Genomic DNA, 21485 nt, shown 5'->3' with positions numbered 1-21485 from the left:
AACCAAGTTACATACACAAACCTTCGTGTGTCCAGTACCAATAGTTTTCAAACGGATCAGCACCCCAGTTATCTGTTGTAGACGTAAAACGGTTGCCCCAGTATTGAACCGACGCTCCAGCTGGGTAGAAAGTATTCGGGCTCCACTCTGGCACATCCACACACATGTCCTGAGGATCAGGTTGAGGACTAGGGTTTGGCAGTTCTAGTACAGTGCTGACCGCTACATAAGCGTCTGTTGACCCTTGCGCACCAGATACCATTACGTAGATATCATCTCCTTGTATACCGCCAAAGCCACAGTACTCGTTGTTATCCAAGTTGGTAGACGAGCAATCGTAATCATTCAAGGATGCAGGGCGACCGATAGCAACATACAGATCGACGTTACCGTAACCATTGTAAGTTTGGATCCACACATCACCTTCAGAGCTGTTCTTCAAAACGAACTGCTGCTGATCGTTGCCGCTACTCAACACTGGTGCAGGAACGTTCAATTCTAAATTGTTGATGCCCGGAGTTGGTGTTGGTGTTGGTGTTGGTGGATTAGGGTTTGGATTCGGCTGACCAGAACCACAGTATTGTACGTTAACCCCAACCTGACTAAAGGCAGAGCGTACAGCAGATGATTCATAACCTAGGTGTTGTGCCGCCTTACAAACTCCTTCAGCTCCTGATTGGAAGTTCGATCTTGATGTCCAGTAAAGTTGATTTGCCGTAGCGTAAGCCATGAACGCCTTTTTAATGTCCCAACCGTTGCTAGTTGCTAGGTGGTAGAACGCTTTGTTAAAAATGCCCGAGCTGTGGTGGACATCAATGCCATTGTAGTACTGGTTAACATGGTCGATAGACATACCATCTTCGCTAGGTTGAATGAAGTAGCGCATTGCTGGGCTATACTTCATGACGTGCTCACCCATCTTCCAGTTAAAGCTGCCATGCACATATTCACTTAACGCCGCAGCTGCCACATCAGAGAATGACTCATTCATACCACCTGACTGACCACGGTACTCAAGGTTTGAATTTTGCTCAGTAAAACCGTGGCTTACCTCGTGCGCGATCACATCCCACGTTGCTAATGGGTACATTGATTGGTTGCCATCACCAAACGTCATCTGTTGACCATCCCAGAACGCGTTACCGTAGTTCGATCCGTAGTGCACACGCATCGTTAGTTTTTGCTGGATAGGACGAGTGTTCAGCCACTCTTTGTACATATCAAAAACACGCTGGCCGAAGTAATGTGCATCGTTCATTGGTGCATACGCGCCGTTAATCGCGCGATAGTCATTGACGTTTCTTCCGTAATTACCATTACAGGCAAATTGGTGAACCTGACCATAATCTTGGCGATTATTCATGTTCATAGTGACGACGTTTTGGCTGTCCATCTGGCAATATGAGTTAACTTGGAATCCACCATACTGAGTGTTCGGACCGAAGTAGTAGCGACCACTCTTCTGGTTCCCACCTGGGCCTTCAGCATCGATGAACGCAATACCTTCCCACTGGTCAAGTAGCTCGCCAGATTTAGCGTCTACAAGCGTAATTGGTCGTGAAGGTCCCATGCCTTTTGTTTGTAGGAAATCAACCTTATAGATGAGGTGTGCTTGTTGCTGTTCATCTAACCAAATAAAAAGATCAGCATTTGGATTACGAATGGTTGCAGCTGCTACACCCTTATGTTGTGACTTGGCAATGGCAATCGCTTGTTGAGCGTTGATCATTGGCAAGGTTGACCCGATATCAGTTTCAATGCCCGTCAATACTTGTCCATCGACGGCTTGAGCAATACCTTGCTGGGAAAGATCAACGACTACCGACTGGCCATAAACCGGAACGCCATAGTGAAGCTGTTGTTTACGAAGGAGTGTCGTTGTACCGGTCTCAACTCGACTTGCTTCATGATAAGCAAGTGATTGATTTGCAGCACTAAAGCCTTGGCTAGTTTGATTAAGAATTGTTGACAAATCGACTTCAGAGTAGTCGAGTACATTGGCAGCTTGAGAAGTAAACGCTATTGGAAATAGCATTAGTAAATGTGCACCACGCATACATCACCTTTATAATTATGTTTTTTATAAATTCACCCAATGGATGAGCGCGCATCTTAACGATAGATTTCACGCATAGCTAAGTGCACTTAGTTTTATATGTGATGTCGATTCAGAACATAACTTCTCACGAAATAAAAAGTGAGGTGGGGAGTCAAAAAAATCAATACTTTCCGACACTTACGAATAACTCAATAAATAGACGCAAAATATGGAGGGGTATCTAATTTCCGATAATATCCGGAAATTTCATGCTTCGAATGGTTACGAGATTAAGGTTTGATATCAATTTTCAAATAACGGCGCCAACTCACCATCACAAAATTAAACTCCTACATTCACTAAACAAGGTAACGAGCAAATAATGATGAGGGTGTGTTGGCAATGTGTATTAGCTGAGGTTGAGACTTAGTCTTTGGCTTTATTGAGCGTATAAGTAATTATGCTATCGTCCCCTACCTTAAATGACCAAGTGTTGTCGCCTTCGGTAAAATGATATTCACCCTTAGACAAAGTTGGCGTCAGATTAGCGATGAACGCAGACAGCTGAGGCTCGTTGATAACAAAACTCCCCTCAGAAGTGTTGATATCTAAATCGTTATTGACTTCAATCTGCGACGTTGAGCTAGGCAATATGTCGGGCAACCAACCTCTATCAAACAAACGATCTTGTTGAGCCTGCTCGTAAGTGGCGTACTGATCACTGACCACGTCAGAACAGCCTGACAGTAAAAGTAAAATTGGGAGTAATAGCTTCGTTTTCATTTATTTCCATCATTTGAAAGCAAGGGCTTGTCCAGCCTCTGAGTTGTATTCGAATAAAAACAACAAGCGAGGAACAAGTACAATACAAAAACAATTTTATAAATTAATTATTATTCCCATTCAATTGAATTGACTTTATTTACATGCAGCCCACATGTAAATCATTTTAATCAGTACCTTAACGGAAGGATTTACCTATAAAGCGATATATCGATCAGAGTATATTAAGACCAAACACGCCCTTTACGTCGAACAAAACAGCTTCCGTTTTTTCTCTCGATACTTGCGTACCTTTGCGTAAAATATCAATCAGCTGCGCTTTGTCATCTAGCAGTTCTGCTCTACGGGACCTTATCGGCCTTAACATCTCCTGCAAGCACTCCTCCAACACCTTCTTTGTTTGTCCATCCCCTAACCCGCCTCTGCGGTAATGATTCTTTAACTCACTGACATATTGTGCATCACCATGAAACGCATCAAGGTATGTAAACACAATATTCCCTTCCACTTGACCCGGATCTTCAATTTTTAAATGGTTTGGATCGGTATACATGGACTTTACTGCCGTTCGAATCTCTTTCTCAGTCGCTCCCAGGTTAATGGCGTTTCCCATCGACTTGGACATCTTGTTTTTCCCATCCGTACTCGGAAGTCGTGATGCGTTACTCAGAAGCGGCTTACATTCGTTCAAAATAGACTTACCAGCGAGCGAGTTTAGCTTTCGAACAATCTCGTTTGTCTGCTCTAGCATTGGCAGTTGGTCATCGCCCACAGGGACTAACGTTGCATTGAACGCCGTAATATCAGCCGCTTGAGATATAGGATAAGTGAGAAAACCAGCAGGAATAGAGCGACCAAACGCCTTGTTTTGAATTTCACTTTTGACGGTAGGATTACGTTCCAAACGTGCGATGGATACAAGGTTGCTGTAAAACATGGTCAGCTCGGCCAATGCAGGAAGCTGAGATTGAAGGCAAATTGTGGTTTTAGTTGGGTCGATGCCAACAGCCAGATAGTCGGCGACCACATTGGGGATGTTTGAAGAGACCTTTGCAGGATTATGCGCGTTATCAGTCAAGCCCTGCATGTCGGCAACCAATATCGTTTGGTCATGCTCATGTTGTAAGGATACACGTTGTTTGAGAGAGCCCACGTAATGCCCTAAATGCAAAGGACCTGTCGCGCGGTCGCCAGTAAGAATAATTTCGGATTTGTTATCGTTTTGATTTGTTTTCATTGAGTATCTCCAAGTTAAAAAGGCTACTGGAGATATAAAGAGACGACAATCTTGATGACATTCTTAGCTACCTTCCAGCAGCGTAAGAATGTGAGTATTCCGTGCTGCTCTAGATAGAGCACCACCAGAAGAAAACTGAAGTTGAAGCGGGATTAAATTTCATTCTTAAAACGTATCAATATTATTGGCTAGCGACAACACATTTTATTGATTCAATTTAACTCGCTGTATTAATTGCATAAATTTATAATTCTAGAACGCATGGCTTGGTTAATCTCAAAGTAAGTGTTCAAGAAATTGAGCTGCGATAAAGCAGACTCTGCGGTGTGTTCGTAACCTTGATTGAAGCTTGGAAGCAGTTGAGCAAACTTAGGAAACCGCGCTTCTAACCTTCTATCAGACATAAACTCATCGACATAGCCAGGTTGTGGATTTTCTGTTTGTTCGACAAGATCAATCAAACGATCCAATGCATAAGACTGAACAAATCGACTCCCAGAGAGCTTTTCTCCACGGTTATAGCGGGACATACCCACATAAAGATTGGTCAGTGCTTCCCCGATCAACCACTCTTGGGTATTAGCTTGTGGAGCACTTTTTTTCGATGGTACACAGCACCTAGCATTGAACGCCTCTTCCTGCCAAACAATACGACCTTCAGCAAATGGAATATGGGCTAATTCATGGGGTTCAAAGACCGCAAATTCGCAAAAGATTCCATCGGCATACAGAACTTTATAACCATCGACCGTGTTTCGCACGGAATAGTCGATTGGATAGACATCAGATAACCAATTTAAATTGTTTAAAAAATGCTGCTTTTGTCCTGCCTGTACGATCGCAAAGAAATCGACATCTGAGTATTGGTCCAGTCTTTCCGTTTCGATACCAACAGAACCAAGCCCCAACAAGGCAAGCGCCTTATTTGAAGCTCTTAAACACTGCCCAATAGAATCCAAGCGTTGTAGCAGCATTGTTGGGGTAAGTTCTTGTGATGTGATTGGCTGTCGAATGGTGTTATCGGTTTGCATCGTGCTATCCCTGTCAAATTGAATGCCATTCAACCTAACTGAGAGTGATAGCAACGACTAAACACAATTTATAAAATCTGTGTTTTGGATAACGATCTGTGCAATAAATGGATTGATTTAGGAGCTTTCAACTACCACCCGCATTTGTATCTCTACCTATTAAATAGATGACTTGCCAAGATACATCGCCATTTCTTGTTCAGGTACCATGCCTCCACCCGTCGCCCAAACAAGATGCGTGCTGTTGGATAACGTCGAACCATCAATACCTAATCTCGTCATATATTCAGTGTTGTGTTCTACATGGATAGGCCCTGGCATGCCTGCTAATGCAGAGGGCTCTAGTTTGATGGCTTCTGCTTGATTCAATTGACCTAACAATTGATACATGCGTTCATCCGTTAATGTGTAGTAACCATCCAATAAGCGCTCCATTGCTCTGCCAACAAAGCCTGACGCTCGGCCCACGGCTAACCCATCAGCTGCAGTAAGGTTATCAATACCAAGATCTTGTACTGCAATCTCGTCATGCAAACCGGTGTGAACGCCTAACAACATACAAGGTGAATGCGTAGGCTCGGCGAACAGACAATGAACATGGTCGCCAAATGCCATCTTCAAACCAAATGCCACACCACCGGGGCCGCCGCCTACACCACATGGTAGGTAGACAAACAGCGGGTGCGCTTCGTCGACGACAATCTGCTGCTGAGCAAATTGCTGCTTTAGCCTTTCTCCGGCCACAGAATATCCAAGGAACAGTGTCTTCGAGTTTTCATCGTCAATGAAGAAACAACTAGGATCCAATTCAGCTTCTTTTCGTCCTTGTTCAACCGCAACGCCGTAATCTTGCTCATACTCAACCACATTTACGCCGTGCTCACGCAGTTTGTTCTTCTTCCACGCTCTCGCATCGGCAGACATATGAACGGATACGGTAAAGCCTAATTTCGCGCTCATGATACCAATTGACATGCCTAGGTTCCCTGTTGAACCTACCGCAATACTGTATTGCTTAAAGAACTCACGAAACTCGGGTTCTAGCAATTTGCTGTAATCATCGCTTTCACTTAGTAACCCAGCTTCAAACGCGAGTTTCTCAGCGTGAGTCAGTACCTCATATATGCCGCCACGGGCTTTGATAGACCCAGAGATAGGCAAGTGACTGTCTTTCTTCATCATCAACCGCCCTTTTATCGGCAATTGATAATACGCCTCCAATGCTGTTTTCATCGTTGGAATATCAACAACATCCGATTCAATGATGCCATTGGATAATTGAGTTTCAGGAAATGCTTTTGCAAGGTAAGGGGCGAATCGTTGTAAGCGTAAACTCGCATCATGAATGTCTTTCTCATCCAAGCCGACATAAGGTAACCCTTGGTCTAGTGTTGTGACATTTGGGTTAAACCAAACCACCTCTTCGAACGCCATAAGCTTATTTAGTAATGGAAAGTCGTTGGTGAGGTTATTTAGATTCAGTTCGTTCATGGCTACCTTCTCTGGTATTAAGCGTTCTGGGCGATTTCAATCACTTGGTGTACACCCTATTAGAGCCGTAATCGAGAAATGATTCAATAACCGATACTTGTGCCTGCCGTCAGCAGATGCTATTTCCCTTACTATGCCCTTGAGGCAACCGTCTTAATGTATTCACTTGGCGACAGACCAAACTTACCCTTAAAGCGCTGACTAAAACGTCCTTCAGATTGGTAACCACAAGATTGAGCAAGCATCGTGACATTGTGTTGGCCATTTTGCATAAGATACAAAGCATGGCTCAAACGCACTTCTGCTAATACCTCACGATATTGCATTCCTTCGAGTTTGAGCTTACGGATTAACGTCGCACGACTCATTGCAAAACGCTCTGCAACGTCTTCTAAAGAGTGTTTCTCGTCTGGTGAATGAGATAGGTAATGACTGAGTTTTTGGCTGAAAGAGACGTTTGAACGGGTAAACAACCGATGTAATACACCCTTCTCTGCAAGCTGTTGATACAAACCTTGCAACCAAAATTGCTGTGTGGTTTCACTCATACTTTGACGATCAAACGTAAACAACGCATTTAAAGTATCTTGTAAACTGCGGTCTGTTTCTATAGTGGGGTATTCAAATTCGGCAGCACATTGTTCACTCAGTTCGAGCATCGCTTGAGTGGGTTGAAAATGAAAACTAAACACGCGGGACAGAAATCGCCCTTTATGTGGCATATTCTCAAAACTCAATGATGCCGAAGCTTCACACAGCAACAACTCAGAATGAGTAAGCTCTGCTGCTGAGTCTTTCCAAAACAAACGCTTACTGCCCGTGATGATCTGAATAATACTAGGGGATAGAATCCTCACATTACGCAGCTTTTGTAACTGCTCAGCTCGAAACACTGTCACTTGATATTGATGATTCATCTCATCCCCTTATTTGTTGTTTGTCTATAGCAAATTAACGGGTGTAAGTTGCTGTTAACCTTGCTTTGTCTAGCGCCATGCTATTCAGTGTAAAGCCCACGACAGCTGATGGTGTATTCTCATCGAGGTTTAACTTATCAGTTGGTAGCGCCCAAACCGTAAATTGATAACGATGCATGCCGTCTTTCTCAGGAGGGCAAGCGCCACCAAAACCGACCGTTCCGTAATCGATGCGCCCTTCCTTACCACCCAACTTCGTAATGTCCGCTGCGCGAGGTAATTCATTCACGGTTGCTGGAATATCAAATGCAACCCAATGCCAAAAACCACTTTCGGTTGGTGCGTCTGGGTCATAAGCCGTGATTGCAAAACTTTTGGTGCCTGCCGGTGCGTCTTTCCACATTAGTTGAGGTGATAAGTTCTCACCATCACAACCCCAACTAGAGTATTCAAACGTCTTGGCCATTGGGTGACCTTCTTGAATATCGTTACTGGTTAATTCAAATGCGTGAACTGAGCTTGCAGCCAAGATGCTCGCTGCCAATACTGATCTGATCATTGTTCTCATGATGATTCCTCTTGTTAGGTTTAAATCCAGTATAATCAGTTCCACCCTTTAATAAGTAACAGTAAGTACATAATTATCTAATCAAATTCAAATAAATGATACTTTCTGCACTTTAGAACCATTATTTTAAGAAATCATCGATTGATGATGTATCGCTAATTTCGCGACTCGCGGTCACAAATTGATAAAGTGGGGACACTTGTTGACATTCAGGTTACAAATCTCGAGCAAAATTCTTTAGACTCGCGCTAATGACTTTTAATGAGAATAACTGGATGCGCAGGCTGACATTAGCCCTTTGTTTGATCTTTTGGCTCCCTACGCTAGCCAACGCCCAAAGCTTGCAAGATAAATGGCAGTCCCTGTACCAATTGAGTTGGCAGGCGTCTCCGATCTTTGTTTCTCAGCAAGAGTTATCTCATTACCCAAAGGCTCTGCTTCAAGACAACAGCCGTTACCCAAATTTCAAAAAATTCACATGGCAAGATATTGCTTTATTGGCTGAGATTCAGCAAACATGCCAAGCGATTGAACCTTCTAATTCTGCGTTAAACGATGCCATCGAGTTCGAGCTTGCTTTATGTCAGCAACAAACCTTAGATTCAATCTGGTTTGCCGCCCATTCTAAAAAACACCCTGCTGGTGGAAGTTTCGCGGACCGTTATGTGGCGCATTACCCAGAGACAAGCGAACAGATTCACCCGTTTTTAACGATTACCAACCCACTGCACCCGCTGTACACCAAACTACAACCCTTAACAGCAGAAGGAAGGGAAGCGCTGCTTGATGGATACCGAGCCTGGCAACAAGGTGATGTACTTTGGTTAAGTGGTGAGCAAGGTTGGAAAGTGGTCTCGCAGGATGTTTGGAAGCCAATTGCGAACCAACAAGGCATGACCTTATCTGGAGAAAGCTGTTCGTTTCGATACAGTAATCTCTGCATGAGTGAAACGAACAACGACACTCTTTTCATGAAAGTGATGATCTTCTCTTTACTGATTGTTCTATTTTCAATACTAGCAAGATCGCTATTTCTAAGAACAAAACAGCGTAAAGAGAGACAGTTTGTGTTGCAGCTACTGACTCATGAACTTCGCACACCAATTACCAGCCTTGGTTTAACCGTCGAAATGTTCAGAAATCGCTATGACGAGTTCCCTGATGCCACTCAAGATGCAGTTTGGCGTTTAATATCTGACTATCAGAGGCTATCTCAACTGACTGAAAACAGTAAGGTTTACTTGAGCACAGAAAACGCCGAACCTCTATTAAAGCAAAACGCTTCTCTCGAAGAGTGGCTTGAACATGTATGCGAAAAGCACAACATCGGCTATCAATGTGATTCCGGCGAAGTAGAGCTTAACCTGCCCTATTACTGGCTGACCATTTGCTTAGATAACTTGATCAAGAACGCTAAGCAACACGGCAAAGGTAATGTGTTAGTGACCGTTACCCTTGCTGACAAGTTAAGAATTGAGGTCCAAGATCAAGGACATTTCCCTTCATTCTTAGAACGAACCTTGTCCCGAGTCACTCCAAATGATGCGCATAGACACGATAACATGGGTATTGGACTCACCATTGTCGAACACTTGATGAAACAGGCGAATGGACGCCTCATTATTCTCCGTAATCCAACCCGATGTATTTTGGAAATAGCTTATGAACACCCTACTGCTGATTGAAGATGATCCACTACTTGGACAAGGCCTAGTCAGCTTCTTTGAGTCCAATGGTTATCAATGCCTTTGGGCACAAGAAGCTGCGCATGCCAATAAGCTTTGGTTACGAGCCGACCTCGTGGTGCTTGATAGGCAACTTGAGGACGGCGACAGCTTACAACACCTGCCAAACTGGTTACTTCTTAAAGCACTACCCGTGATCGTATTAACCGCGAAAGTAGAAGTTCAACAGCGTGTTGAAGGCTTAATGGCTGGAGCAAAAGATTATGTGACCAAGCCTTTTTCTAATGAAGAGCTGCTCGCGCGGGTCATCACTCAACTGCGTCCGCTGGGTGTGAGCCACCTAAATTACGCCGACATCCAAATCAACTTGTCAGAAAGAATCGCGTATCTGGATGAAAGCCCAATCGCACTTAAACCTAAGGAATTTCAGTTACTGGTTCTGTTTATTCAAAACCAAGGGCGGGTGTTTCATCGAGACGAACTGCTCAACAAAATTTGGGGCTATCAAGCCTTTCCAAGCACCCGAACCGTGGACAATCACATACTCCGCTTGCGTCAGAAATTGCCGACACTCCACTTAGAAACTCACCGCGGTGTTGGTTATCGTTTAGTTGGGGATTCGAAATGAAAGTAACATCGTTAACCGCTTTGCTGTGTGTGTTACCGTTTGCGAGTCATGCGACTTGGTTTACAGAGACACCTTTACAACGATCTTATCAATCGCTACTTAATGAGCAACCGCAGCTTGCATGGCAAGAGTTACAAATCGCACTCAATCAAGAATCGCTTGATAGTCACCTTTGGCTGCCCGTAAAACAAGAAATACTCACTAGAACTCAATGTGGAAGAACACTTAAACAAAGCGATGTACCCACCTACCACATCCAAGTGAGTTTTATTAAACGTTACGGTCTTTCGTCACAAGGCTATCAGATTAAAATCTCAGCCGAGCCACGCAGCAGTGATCTAAATAAAAAAGCACAGCCAGTCACACTCATCGCTCCTGATGGTCTTACGATGATTGAAGGACAGTTCAACCCGGGCGTCGACTATCAAGAAATCGAAACCAATGAGATGTTCATTAAGCCTGAATCTGGTGTCTATCAATTAACCGTTGGGACGAACAACTACCCACTTGTAGTCGCTTTAGATGACAGCAATCGCTGGTTAGCACTGGAGAATAAGCTTGAGAATGCACACGTTGTGGTCACGCCGCCAGAGGTAATCGATAACTGCCCTAGCACCAATGTAAGTTGGCAATGGTTTGATGAAAACTACAACATGTTAGGTTTCAAAGTGCCGATCAAAGCAAAACACGTCGCTGTTCCTACAGAAAGCCCATCAGTAGGTAAAGCTAGCCACTTGAGTGCCTCTGTAGAAAAGTATGAATACCAAGGCGCGATTGAAATCCAATATGTTCAGCGTGTTGCGGTGCCCTTCTGAAGTCCTACCACAACAAGATACTGATAGTTGTTCGGTGTAAAAATAGAGACATATAGGTGACAAAACACTAACGCATCTCAGATGTAATAACCGTACTTACTCTTTACGGAATATCGATATGCTTAGTATCCACCACAAATTTAATACTACATCTTGTGCCATTTTGGCCGTATTCGCCGCTTGTGCTTTTTCAACACATGCTCAAGCGAACGAGTTAATACTTGCCGACCACACCGCCAACGACATCGTTTCGATATCACCAGAAACGCTCACGATAGATTGGAATGACCTAAGCATTAACAGTGCTTCGCTAACCGTTAACCGTATCCCTCAAACAGTGGCCGAGATAACCAAGGATTCAACCAGTGCCGCTTGGACGTTAATGCCAAGCCGTATCGCAGTAACCGCAGAGTTAAATCAAGGTGAACTTGACCTCCAATTCACGCTACCTTCCGATATCAAGGTAAAGCGCAATCAACCAATAGAACTAGCGTGGTTCAACCTTGCGGAACAAGAAACACAAACACTGCTGCTGCCCTTTAGTGAAGGTATGCGCGTGCCTACCAACAATAAGCGATGGGCGAATTATCTCGCCAATAACCACTCTGGAAGTAACACCACTCAAGACCTAAAGATGCCGTTTTGGACCACACAACAGAGCGATCAATTCATCAGCTACCAATTGATCAACCCAACCAATAACCAACTGTTTTTTAATGATGTAACGTCTGAATCGGACTCTAAAAACAAGTCCCTTATCGATATGAGCGCATCGCATCAGTTCACCGCGCTAAATCAGTCACAACCTTTTGCTGTACGTATCACGCTTGGCGATTCAATGCTCGATGGTGCCAAGCAATACCGCGACTGGCGCATCGCCAATGGGTTGTCAGAATCACTAGCCTCAAAGCAAGCGCGTAATCCAGATATTAGCAAGCTGGTTGGTGCAAGTCATGTCTACCTGTTTGGTAAAGATCCTTTGAGTATCCAAGATGTGAAAGACTGGTGGGGACTAAAAGAGTGGTACTTTGAACGCTCTAAGCTCAACATATCCGATGAAGCTAAGCGTGAGCTATCCACTTTGTCTAAAGGTAAGGACTGCTTGAGCCGATATCATAAACAGTTGCTGTTGGATTCTATTAGCCAATATCTACAAAGCTTATACCCCGTCGCATCCCCGACACTCGCTGATAACACGATTGAGGCGCAATACATCGCGGCGCAAAATCGAAAAAACTGGTTGTCTGAACACGCGTCGTCATTTCTTAACTCACCAGATACTTGGGGGCAAGCCTTATCATCCGGCATGATCGATAATCTAAACAACGCCGGATTAAACAAGCTTTGGTTGGGCTTTGATAACTGGATGCCTGCATTTTATCAGCCAAACGCGGTCGAGTTAGCCAAACAATCTGGTTACTTGGTTGGGACTTACGACTCCTATAACACCGCAATACCGGCTCAATTAAATGACAGCTGGTTAACCGCCCAGCTACCAGATCCAATACGAAAAACATGCGCAATTGAACAAGCTGATGGGGCATTGAAAAAAGGATTTCGTGGTAACGGCTTCTACTTAAACCCTAATTGCCATTTGGACTACGTAAAACAGCGCGCTAAAGACATCATGAACTTTGGGCACTTCAATAGTTTATTTTTAGATGTCGATGCGACCGCAATGGCACGTGAAGACTACAGTGACAATACCAGTGAATCGCAGATGCTTTCCGCTTTTAACAACCGAATGCAGTGGCTAAGCGAGCAATCATCTCTCGTATTGGGCTCCGAAGACGGCAACAGCTTAACCACCAAAGGCATTGCATTTGCGCACGGCTTAGAAACGGTTGGATTCGGGTGGACAGATAAAGAGATGAAACAAAATCGCCAGTCCCCCTACTTTTTGGGTCGCTGGTATCCTGATCATAAGCCCGACTTTTTCTTCAAACCGGCAAAGGTTAAAGAGCCGTACAAGTCACTACTGTTTTCGCCTCAATATCGCGTCCCGCTATACCAAACTGTATTTCATGATGAAGTGATTAATACGCACCATTGGCACTCAGACAGTCTCAAGTTTACCAATGTGAAAACCAACCGTGACTTAACAGCCATGTTGTATAACACGCCCGCGATGGTGCACTTAACCAGAGACGAAGCTGTGAAAAGTACAAGCCCAAGGCTCAAAACCTTAAAACACTATCAAGATGGGTTTGACCCGATACATGAACAGCTGTGGAATAAAGCGTTGATTAATTTCTCATGGTTAAATAGCAACGGTACCGTCCAACAAACCATGTTCAGTGATGGCAGTAAGATCATCGCCAACTTCTCAGACCAAGTGTTTGATAAAGGCGACATCGATGTGGCTTCGGCTTCCATCAATGCGATATTAAGCAATGGAGAAGTCATAAAGTGGAAAGCCGAACTTAACTAAAGTGATTAATTTAGTCCCTTAGCTGTTAGCAGAAAACCAAGGGGGTTAGCTTACCTTAATAAAGCTAAGATTAAGCTAACCAAGCTACTTGCGCTTCTCACTCTGAAACGCTGTGAGTAGATAATCGATAAACACCTTCTTGCGTTTCGGCATTAATTGTCTGTCGGCATACACCAAGCTTACCGAAACTTGTGGCATGTCGTATTCCGGCAGCAGCTTCACCAGTCGACCCGTCTTGAAATGCTCCCGACAGATGAACTCAGGTAACACTGCTAGCCCTAGGCCATCGACACAGGCCGTTAAACACGCGGTAATCGTGTTTACCCGGAGTTGGCTTGGTAGCTGAATCAATTCAGACTCCCCATCACCTAATTGCAATTCCCACTTAGGTAAACGTGCGGCTTTGTTTACCACCTCTATCATGCGAAAAGGAATCTTAAGGTCCTTTGGCGTGTGTATTGGGCCAACTTGTTCTAGATATTTAGGGCTCGCCACTAACACACGTTTAGAGGTTGTTAGGTATCGAGAAACTAAACTTGAATCAACCAGCTCACCAATCTGCGCGTACAGGTCGATCCCTTCGCCGATGATGTCAACTTCTCGGTTGGTTAGCTCCAAGTTCATCGTCACATTCGGGTATTCAAGCAGAAAGCTATGGATGTATTTAGCAAGTACTTGATGACCCAACTCTACCGGTAGTACTACATTCAATGGACCACGAATCAAGTCTTGGTTTGCAGAGACTTCTAACTCCGCTTGATTCATGATCTCTTGCATTTGAAGGCTCGACTGATAGAAGCGCTCTCCTTCAGGCGTGAGTATCAAACTGCGAGTCGAACGAGTGATCAGCCTCACACCTAAATGCTGTTCTAGCTCTGCTAATTTTCGACTCACTGTTGATTTCGTCATGTTCAACGTTTCAGCAGCATGCGTAAAACTCCCACAATCAACCACTTGTGTGAAAACAGTCACAGCATTTAAGTCCATAAGACCTCCGAAAACTATAATTAGTAAGATTTTTGCAACAGTGTTTCCCTTTTTTCCTATCTTATCAATCAATCAGATTCATTTACAATTCGTTACATCCAAATAAAAACAAAATGAGAAAAGAGAAATGGCAGAGAACAACACCGCTTCGCAACCAGTAAGCACAAAAAAACGTAAAAAAGCCCCGCTTATTGCCACTGCGATCATGCTGTCATTGGGTTTAGCTGGCGCTGGATATTGGTACGGTTACGGTCAGTACTTTGAGTCGACCGATAATGCCTACCTACAAGGCGACATTACCAATATCAGCCCTAAGGTATCTGGCTATATCGTTAAGTCCTATGTAACGGACAACCAATCTGTTAAGGAAGGCGATCTATTGGTTCAAATCGATGATCGTGACTACCAAGCAACGCTTGCTCAGGCTAATGCTCACCTAGCCGTCGTTCAGTCTGACGTAAAGAACCTTATCGCCCAACAGACGTTACAACGTAGCAAAATTAGTCAAGCAGAAAGTGGCGTCGATTCAGCAGAAGCAGAATACGAACGTGCGATTCAACAAGTGCAGCGCTCGCGTAGCCTGTTAAAACGTAATTATGCTTCTCAAGATGAAGTCGATAGCATGGTCGCTCAACAAAAAGTGACTCTTGCGGACTTAGAGGAAGCAAAAGCAAACCTTGTGGCTAGCAATGATCAATTAACCGTAATTGCCAGCGAGATAGAACAAGCCAAAGCTTCGGTCACTGAAGCCCAAGCACAACAAGAACAGGCTCAGCTAAACCTTGATTACACCAAAGTTTACGCACCAACAGACGGTGTAATTGGTAAACGAAGCGTACGTGAAGGCTTGTTGATTCAAGCTGGTGCTCCACTTATGAGCTTAGTGCCAAACAACCAAGTGTGGATTGAGGCGAACTTCAAAGAGACGCAACTTAGTGGCATTCACAAAGGCCAAACGGTTGAAGTCGAACTCGACGCTTTCCCAGGACAACCGCTTGAAGGTGTTGTCGATAGCTTCTCACCTGCAACTGGTGCTAAGTTCGCACTACTTCCACCAGAGAACGCAACAGGTAACTTCACGAAGATCGTTCAACGTGTACCCGTAAAAATTACGATTCCAGACCAGCAAGGGTTAAAAGGTCGATTGCTTCCTGGTTTGTCTGTGGTTGCGACCATCGATAAACGAGGCTAGACCATGAGCAGCGCTGGTGTTATCAACTCAACTCATGATGAGGACAAAGTATCAACTCGCCATTGGATCGCCCTATTTGGCGGCTTGATCGGTGCGTTTATGGCTATCTTGGATATCCAGATCACCAACTCGTCTCTTAAAGATATTCAAGGTGCGCTATCTGCTACCCTGGATGAAAGTTCATGGATCTCGACCTCTTATCTAGTCGCAGAAATGATCGCTATTCCTCTCAGTGGTTGGCTTTCAAAAGCATTAGGTAAACGTCGTTACCTAACATGGACCACGGCTATCTTCACTATTTCATCGTTGCTGTGTTCGTTCTCGTGGAACATGACCTCGATGATCGTGTTCCGTGCAATGCAAGGTTTTAGTGGTGGTGCTTTAATACCACTCGCCTTCTCACTGGTCATTCAACTACTGCCCATTAACAAGCGTGCTGTCGGCATGGCTCTGTTTGGTGTTACTGCGACGTTTGCTCCATCTATTGGCCCAACGTTTGGTGGCTGGTTAACCGAGAACTTCTCGTGGCATTACATTTTCTACATCAACATCCCACCAGCCCTGCTCGTGATCACCATGATCCGATACGGCTTGGATGATGAAAAGCTCGACCTGGGTACGCTGAAGAAAGCCGATTGGTTCGGTATCGCTACCATGGCACTTGGACTTGGTTGTTTAGAAGTGGTGCTAGAAGAAGGCAACCGTGAAGAATGGTTCAGTTCAAGCTTTATCATTACGTTGAGCATTATCTCTGCAGTGAGCTTAGTCTACTTCGTCATAAATGAGCTTCAACACAAAAAACCATTGGTCAACTTACGGCTATTACGAAATGGGCAGTTTGCGATGTCTTGTATCGCTTACCTCATTCTAGGGATGGCGTTGCTTGGGTCTATCTACGTGTTGCCAATGTATCTGACACAGATTCAGCAATACAACGCGATGGAGATCGGCGAAGTACTCATGTGGATGGGTTTTCCTCAACTGTTGATATTTCCAATCGTACCTAAGCTGACTCAAATCATTAAGCCGAAATACTTAGTGACCTTTGGCTTCGCGATGTTTGGTTTCAGTTGTTACGTAAATACCCACATGACCATTGATTTTGGTGGGCAACAGTTGATCTTATCTATGGTATTGCGTGCAATTGGTAGCCCGTTCATCATGGTTCCGCTCTCTTTAGTGGCGATGAAGAACATCAGCAAAATGGATACGCCTGACGCCTCTACACTAACTAACGTTATGCGTAACCTAGGCGGGGCGTTCAGTATTGCGATCATCGCTACCCTTTTGGACAACAAGACACGTGAGCATCTAGCACATATTAAAGAGTCACTACCTTCAGTAAGTCAGTTAGGTTGGCAAACACTCAAAGATCAACAAGCGTTCTTTATCCAATCTGGCAGTGATGCCGCGACAGCGATGCAACAAGCACAGGCAAGCCTGTTAGGAACCATGCAACGTGACGCAGCTATCATGGCCTACAATGATGTGTTTCTCATGATGACCGCATTCTTGGCATTAGCTGCAGTGTTAATTCTTAGTATGCGTGATTAAGTTTTAAGGCTTACAAATACCGTTTGAATCGTAGATAAATACCGTTCCAATTAAACAAAGAGGCAAGCCTAACCGCTTGCCTCTTTTGATCAAACAAGTGTTAACCTCACAAAATTTATGGAAAAACAGTAGCCGCAAAGAAACACTGTCAATGGTTTGTGAATATTCTTTAGTTACCAATAGCTTATTGACTATATAGATGTGAGCTGAGCACCTTGACAATGTGCAACCTGACACCTAAATTAAAAATATCATTTGGTATAAAGGAAAATGGATTTGACCTTACCAGGAGACCTAAGGGTTTTAATTGTCGACGACTCTAAAAGCGCGACGATTCTGATCAAACAACAGCTAGCTAGTTTAGGTATTGCCCACGAGTGTATTTTCATTGCGACGGATTATCGACAAGCCATTAAGGCTGTCGAAACGCATGCGTTTCATGTACTTCTCATTGATTACCACTTAGAGCAATCTTTTACCGGCTTTGAGCTACTAGGTATTCTGTATCGTAATCGACTTATCGACCACACGGTTGCGACGATTTTACTCTCTGGAGATATGCGTCAAGAAACCGTGCTTACCGCCCTATCAGGGGAGGCTCACCATTTTATCTCTAAGCCAATTAACACTCAGGCATTAGGTAAAAAGATCAAAAGTGCCGTATTCGAGTCAAGACAAATAGACCAACTCAATCATCTATATCCCATTACCACACCGGAATTACTCAAACAGGCATTAGAAATAACCAGCGAGAAATCCAACGTTCAATTCGAAGCAACACTGATTGAGCACTTGATCGCTGGGAAGAAGTGGCAACTGCTCTCTAGTCTCATCACTCACTCTAAAACTAACATGCACCCAACCAAATTGGTCGCAGAAGCCTTAATTCTAGACAGCTTGGGAAAGCCGAACTTGGCAATAGAGAAACTGCACAACTACCTTATCGTGCAACCACTATCGTTAAACGTGATTGATTGCCTCAGCTGCATTTATGAAAAACACAACATGCTACTGCCCGCGTTAAAGTTGGCTATTCGCGCATTTGAGATGACGCCAAGTATTAGCCATCGCGCAATCAGAGCGATCGATTTGGCTGAGAACGCTGACAATACACACATGCTTATTAAGCTTGGTGAGATGTACGCAAGTCATATTTCACCCGCCGATATCGACGTAATACATTCTATTAGAACTCACTTCGATTCTCTTAAAGCGACGTACCAAAGAGAAACTCAAGTACAGAATAAGCGTCTTTTGCTTGAGCATGCCAACCAATTTACCGAGCTGGTCAATTTGAAGCTTCCCGCCACGCTTCAACAACAAGTGTTAGCAAGCCTCGCCCTCTTTCATAGCAATATATTGTTGATTGAAGGCAGCCCGTTCGTTGCACACAAAAAAGTGATACGAGCAACTACATTGTTAGCTAATCAGTTTTACAATCAACCGACTTCACTGCTATCGCAACTTCTGCCTTTGCTCTGCCACTTTGGTGAATACTCTTTGTATCACATCGTTGAGGAGTGTTTGAAATCACGCGGTGAGACAATAAACGATAAACTGGAATCTCGCAAAGACGATCCTTCGAACTGTATCAACATCGAAGACTCAGGTTCGCTCCAAGAGCTACGCGACTTTATTACCAATTACCCCTACTCAGTCGCCGCTAAGCTAGACTATCTTTACGCTGTCAATAACGCATGCGTTGAAACAAACCTTAGCGACGAATACGTGGAAGATCTTATTCAGCTAGACCTTCCTCCTAGATGGAATCAATGGATTAGTGACTCATCAAAATATGGTTATTCCACTAAGCCGCCCAGCCCATTTTCAACATGCAGCCGACAGGAGTCTATATGCTAGATTTTGATGCTTTAAATGCCTACCTCGACAATGACAGAGATGTCATTTTTGCCGTGTTATCAACCTACCAAGAAGACCATGGTAATTCATTACAAGAGATCGAAGAACTGGTGCAACAGCAAGATTGGGGCAAGCTTCATTTCACGGTGCATACCTTAAAAGGCATTTTAGCCAGCTTCGGGGAAGAGACAGCAACAGTTGCCCTCGAAAGAGTTGAACAAAACACGTTTAACAAAGTTGCTCCTGAAGCTGATGACCTTTTACTCATCTACAGTGAGATGAAAATTATTAATCAACAAATCGATGAAGTGCTCAGCACCTATTAATCTGGATGTCGTCCCTATTAATCAAAGAAGTCGTCCCGCTGACTCCATTTTGTCCCACCACCAAATAACGATCAGTGTTGAGGTTTTGTAGAATCACAGAACCTCTACACTTGTCATTTTCGTGAATAATTTATGCCCTTCTCACCGACTATAAATTCACGTAACTTATCTAGAACCCATACACATAACACCCCTTTATAAAAGGCTTATCTTTTTGTTTTTATTCTGAAATTCCACCTATCAGTAGAATGTAACCTAGTTAATTATTTGTTGAGTTATTTGTGACATTCACATACCAAGTTGCATTTTATTTATTGGTAAAGATAGAACTCTTATCTACACTCTAATGAAACCACGCGTTAATCGCTTAGTGGCATAATAATAAAATAAAAAACGTTCAGTCGGTTAGATAAGGACATGGAAATGAACAACGAGAACATTGCTGCGGTTCTGGGGCTCACGGATGGCACCCCCATTACAGAATCATTTTCTGCCAACGCAGAACCTTATGCACAATACTTGAAGGACATTGTGGGTATTGACCTACTATCTCGCGAAGATGAACTTTACTACGCACGTTTAAATCGTCAGGGTGACAAAAATGCTCGCGATGTGATGATCGAGTCGAATTTACGTCTTGTTGTTAAGATCGCAAAGAGTTTTCTCAAGCGCAAAGGGAATAACTTCACACTGCTCGATCTTATCGAAGAAGGTAACATTGGTTTAATTAAAGCGATCGATAAGTATGACCCAGAACCGGGCTATCGTTTTTCGACTTATGCCGTTTGGTGGATTCGTGAAAACATTGAAGCTGCCCTGATGAATAAGGGGCGTACGGTTCGTTTGCCCGCTCATGTTTGCAAAGAGATAAATAGCCTTGCATCTAAGAAGCTCGATGTAAGCAAAAAAATGCGTAAATCGGTTTCCATAACAGAGTTATCTGACAATTCCGGAGTTAAACCTCAACGCGTTGATCAACTTGTCGCACTGAGCGGTTTTATCGATGTGACCACCACGGTAGATATCAACCATGCACCATTAGTTTTGGAGCAATTTGAAAGTCTTGATATCCCCGATCCCCAGCAAGATTTGGAAGCTCAATCGTTCACGCAGGCTTTGGAGCAAATTATCGGTACTTTGCCGTCTAAATTACAGAAAGTCTTAATTCACCGTTTTGGACTGTTTGATAATAACGTTAAGACACTATCTGAAGTGGCAGGCATGTTAGATGTGAGTGTTTCCAATGAACGAGTAAGACAGATGCAAAAAGAAGCGGTTGAAAGGGTTCAAAAGCGGCTGCAATTTGATGGATGGGTATAAATCAAAGCCTATATAGTTGGATTTTGGGAGGGTGAGCTTAGAAGCTTGCCCTTTTTTGTGGCTGCCTTCTAAAAAACTCAATAGCGTTACCAATACTACGTCACCTATAAAGCGTAGTACGTTCACTACGTAGGATTAGATAATTGACATAAGTGGTCTCAAAGCGGTTCTGCTCCCACAACGATAGAATTCGCTTCGCCGCAAAATAGTAATCTTTGTTTCTCAATAGCATACCAACCGTGTTACTTAATTTCTCAAACCTGGCTTGTTCACTCTCGGATATGTAGCTCTGGTCGTTTTCAATAATTGGAGCCAATCCGTCTGCAAACCAGTTATTTAGAATTTCACGCATTTCTAATTCACACTCAGGCACGTCCACATTTGATAGCTCTCGATGTTGTGGGGGTGGCACAATGTATTTAGATGCTTGCGGTGAACTGACATAACGATACATGCCCTCACTCCTTTTTAACTCTCTCTATAGTAACTAAGAACATTCTTGTGGATTCTCAACCTTTTTGAAGCCAAAGAATGAATCTCAGCGACAAATAAGAAAGCCATGCAAAGGTCACTCTACATGGCTTTGCTCAGGGCAACTTTACGCTGCCCTATCTACTTGTCG

Annotated in this window: 18 protein-coding genes; 9 read left to right on the top strand and 9 right to left on the bottom strand. The window is 43.8% G+C overall.

Annotated features, from left to right (window positions below; genetic code table 11):
* Positions 1–7 precede the first annotated feature (7 nt).
* From F0228_RS01925 to F0228_RS01895, 7 genes are all read right to left on the bottom strand, one after another.
* On the bottom strand, positions 8–2056 hold the full coding sequence (locus F0228_RS01925; RefSeq protein ID WP_171761789.1) for a M4 family metallopeptidase: 2049 nt from the start codon (positions 2054–2056) through the stop codon (positions 8–10).
* A gap of 408 nt (positions 2057–2464) precedes the next feature.
* The gene (locus F0228_RS01920; protein WP_171761788.1) at positions 2465–2821 is read right to left on the bottom strand and encodes a hypothetical protein; all 357 of its coding nucleotides are present in this window, start codon (positions 2819–2821) and stop codon (positions 2465–2467) included.
* A gap of 214 nt (positions 2822–3035) precedes the next feature.
* Positions 3036–4058 carry a tryptophan--tRNA ligase gene (gene trpS, locus F0228_RS01915; protein ID WP_171761787.1) on the bottom strand — a complete coding sequence of 341 codons (1023 nt, stop codon included), beginning with the start codon at positions 4056–4058 and terminating at the stop codon, positions 3036–3038.
* Between the two features lie 230 nt (positions 4059–4288).
* Complete coding sequence (locus tag F0228_RS01910) at positions 4289–5089, bottom strand: hypothetical protein (RefSeq protein WP_171761786.1); 801 nt, start codon at positions 5087–5089, stop codon at positions 4289–4291.
* A gap of 159 nt (positions 5090–5248) precedes the next feature.
* Entirely contained in the window at positions 5249–6580 is a 1332-nt protein-coding gene (locus tag F0228_RS01905) for a D-serine ammonia-lyase (RefSeq protein ID WP_171761785.1), read from the bottom strand.
* A gap of 131 nt (positions 6581–6711) precedes the next feature.
* The gene (locus F0228_RS01900; protein WP_171761784.1) at positions 6712–7497 is read right to left on the bottom strand and encodes a helix-turn-helix transcriptional regulator; all 786 of its coding nucleotides are present in this window, start codon (positions 7495–7497) and stop codon (positions 6712–6714) included.
* Positions 7498–7531: 34 nt separating this feature from the next.
* Positions 7532–8065: a YbhB/YbcL family Raf kinase inhibitor-like protein gene (locus tag F0228_RS01895; RefSeq protein ID WP_105058141.1), complete on the bottom strand. Its 534-nt coding sequence runs from the start codon at positions 8063–8065 to the stop codon at positions 7532–7534.
* 275 nt (positions 8066–8340) lie between these two features.
* Here F0228_RS01895 and F0228_RS01890 point away from each other — a divergent pair, with 275 nt between their 5' ends.
* The 4 genes from F0228_RS01890 to F0228_RS01875 all read left to right on the top strand — a co-directional run bounded on the left by F0228_RS01890 (position 8341) and on the right by F0228_RS01875 (position 13624).
* The gene (locus F0228_RS01890) at positions 8341–9750 is read left to right on the top strand and encodes a DUF3404 domain-containing protein (protein WP_171761783.1); all 1410 of its coding nucleotides are present in this window, start codon (positions 8341–8343) and stop codon (positions 9748–9750) included.
* Entirely contained in the window at positions 9728–10378 is a 651-nt protein-coding gene (locus tag F0228_RS01885; RefSeq protein WP_116870710.1) for a response regulator transcription factor, read from the top strand. The genes F0228_RS01890 and F0228_RS01885 overlap by 23 nt, the downstream gene beginning before the upstream one ends.
* Complete coding sequence (locus F0228_RS01880; RefSeq protein ID WP_171761782.1) at positions 10375–11193, top strand: DUF2861 family protein; 819 nt, start codon at positions 10375–10377, stop codon at positions 11191–11193. Before F0228_RS01885 ends, F0228_RS01880 begins: the two co-directional genes overlap by 4 nt.
* A gap of 118 nt (positions 11194–11311) precedes the next feature.
* Positions 11312–13624, top strand: coding sequence for a glycoside hydrolase (locus tag F0228_RS01875; RefSeq protein ID WP_171761781.1), 2313 nt, complete (start codon positions 11312–11314; stop codon positions 13622–13624).
* Between the two features lie 84 nt (positions 13625–13708).
* Here the strand turns inward: F0228_RS01875 and F0228_RS01870 are convergent, their stop codons facing one another.
* Positions 13709–14611, bottom strand: coding sequence for a LysR family transcriptional regulator (locus tag F0228_RS01870; RefSeq protein WP_171761780.1), 903 nt, complete (start codon positions 14609–14611; stop codon positions 13709–13711).
* A 127-nt stretch (positions 14612–14738) separates the two neighbouring features.
* Here F0228_RS01870 and F0228_RS01865 point away from each other — a divergent pair, with 127 nt between their 5' ends.
* The 5 genes from F0228_RS01865 to F0228_RS01845 all read left to right on the top strand — a co-directional run bounded on the left by F0228_RS01865 (position 14739) and on the right by F0228_RS01845 (position 20863).
* Positions 14739–15803 (top strand): HlyD family secretion protein, encoded by a 1065-nt coding sequence (locus tag F0228_RS01865; RefSeq protein ID WP_061031018.1) that lies wholly within the window; start codon positions 14739–14741, stop codon positions 15801–15803.
* Between the two features lie 3 nt (positions 15804–15806).
* Entirely contained in the window at positions 15807–17357 is a 1551-nt protein-coding gene (locus F0228_RS01860) for a DHA2 family efflux MFS transporter permease subunit (protein WP_061031019.1), read from the top strand.
* Positions 17358–17627: 270 nt separating this feature from the next.
* On the top strand, positions 17628–19217 hold the full coding sequence (locus tag F0228_RS01855; RefSeq protein ID WP_105058135.1) for a response regulator: 1590 nt from the start codon (positions 17628–17630) through the stop codon (positions 19215–19217).
* The gene (locus F0228_RS01850) at positions 19211–19543 is read left to right on the top strand and encodes an Hpt domain-containing protein (protein WP_105058134.1); all 333 of its coding nucleotides are present in this window, start codon (positions 19211–19213) and stop codon (positions 19541–19543) included. The genes F0228_RS01855 and F0228_RS01850 overlap by 7 nt, the downstream gene beginning before the upstream one ends.
* 423 nt (positions 19544–19966) lie before the next feature.
* Entirely contained in the window at positions 19967–20863 is an 897-nt protein-coding gene (locus tag F0228_RS01845) for a sigma-70 family RNA polymerase sigma factor (RefSeq protein WP_061031021.1), read from the top strand.
* 100 nt (positions 20864–20963) lie between these two features.
* Here the strand turns inward: F0228_RS01845 and F0228_RS01840 are convergent, their stop codons facing one another.
* Positions 20964–21317 (bottom strand): hypothetical protein, encoded by a 354-nt coding sequence (locus tag F0228_RS01840; protein ID WP_171761779.1) that lies wholly within the window; start codon positions 21315–21317, stop codon positions 20964–20966.
* Between the last annotated feature and the right edge of the window lie 168 nt (positions 21318–21485).

Origin of the sequence: Vibrio sp. 99K-1, assembly GCF_013114585.1 — a bacterium.
In the GTDB taxonomy this organism is placed as follows: Bacteria; Pseudomonadota; Gammaproteobacteria; order Enterobacterales; family Vibrionaceae; genus Vibrio; species Vibrio chagasii_B.
The sequence above is the reverse complement of the archived record's forward strand: the minus strand, read 5'-3'. Positions and strand labels throughout refer to the sequence as shown.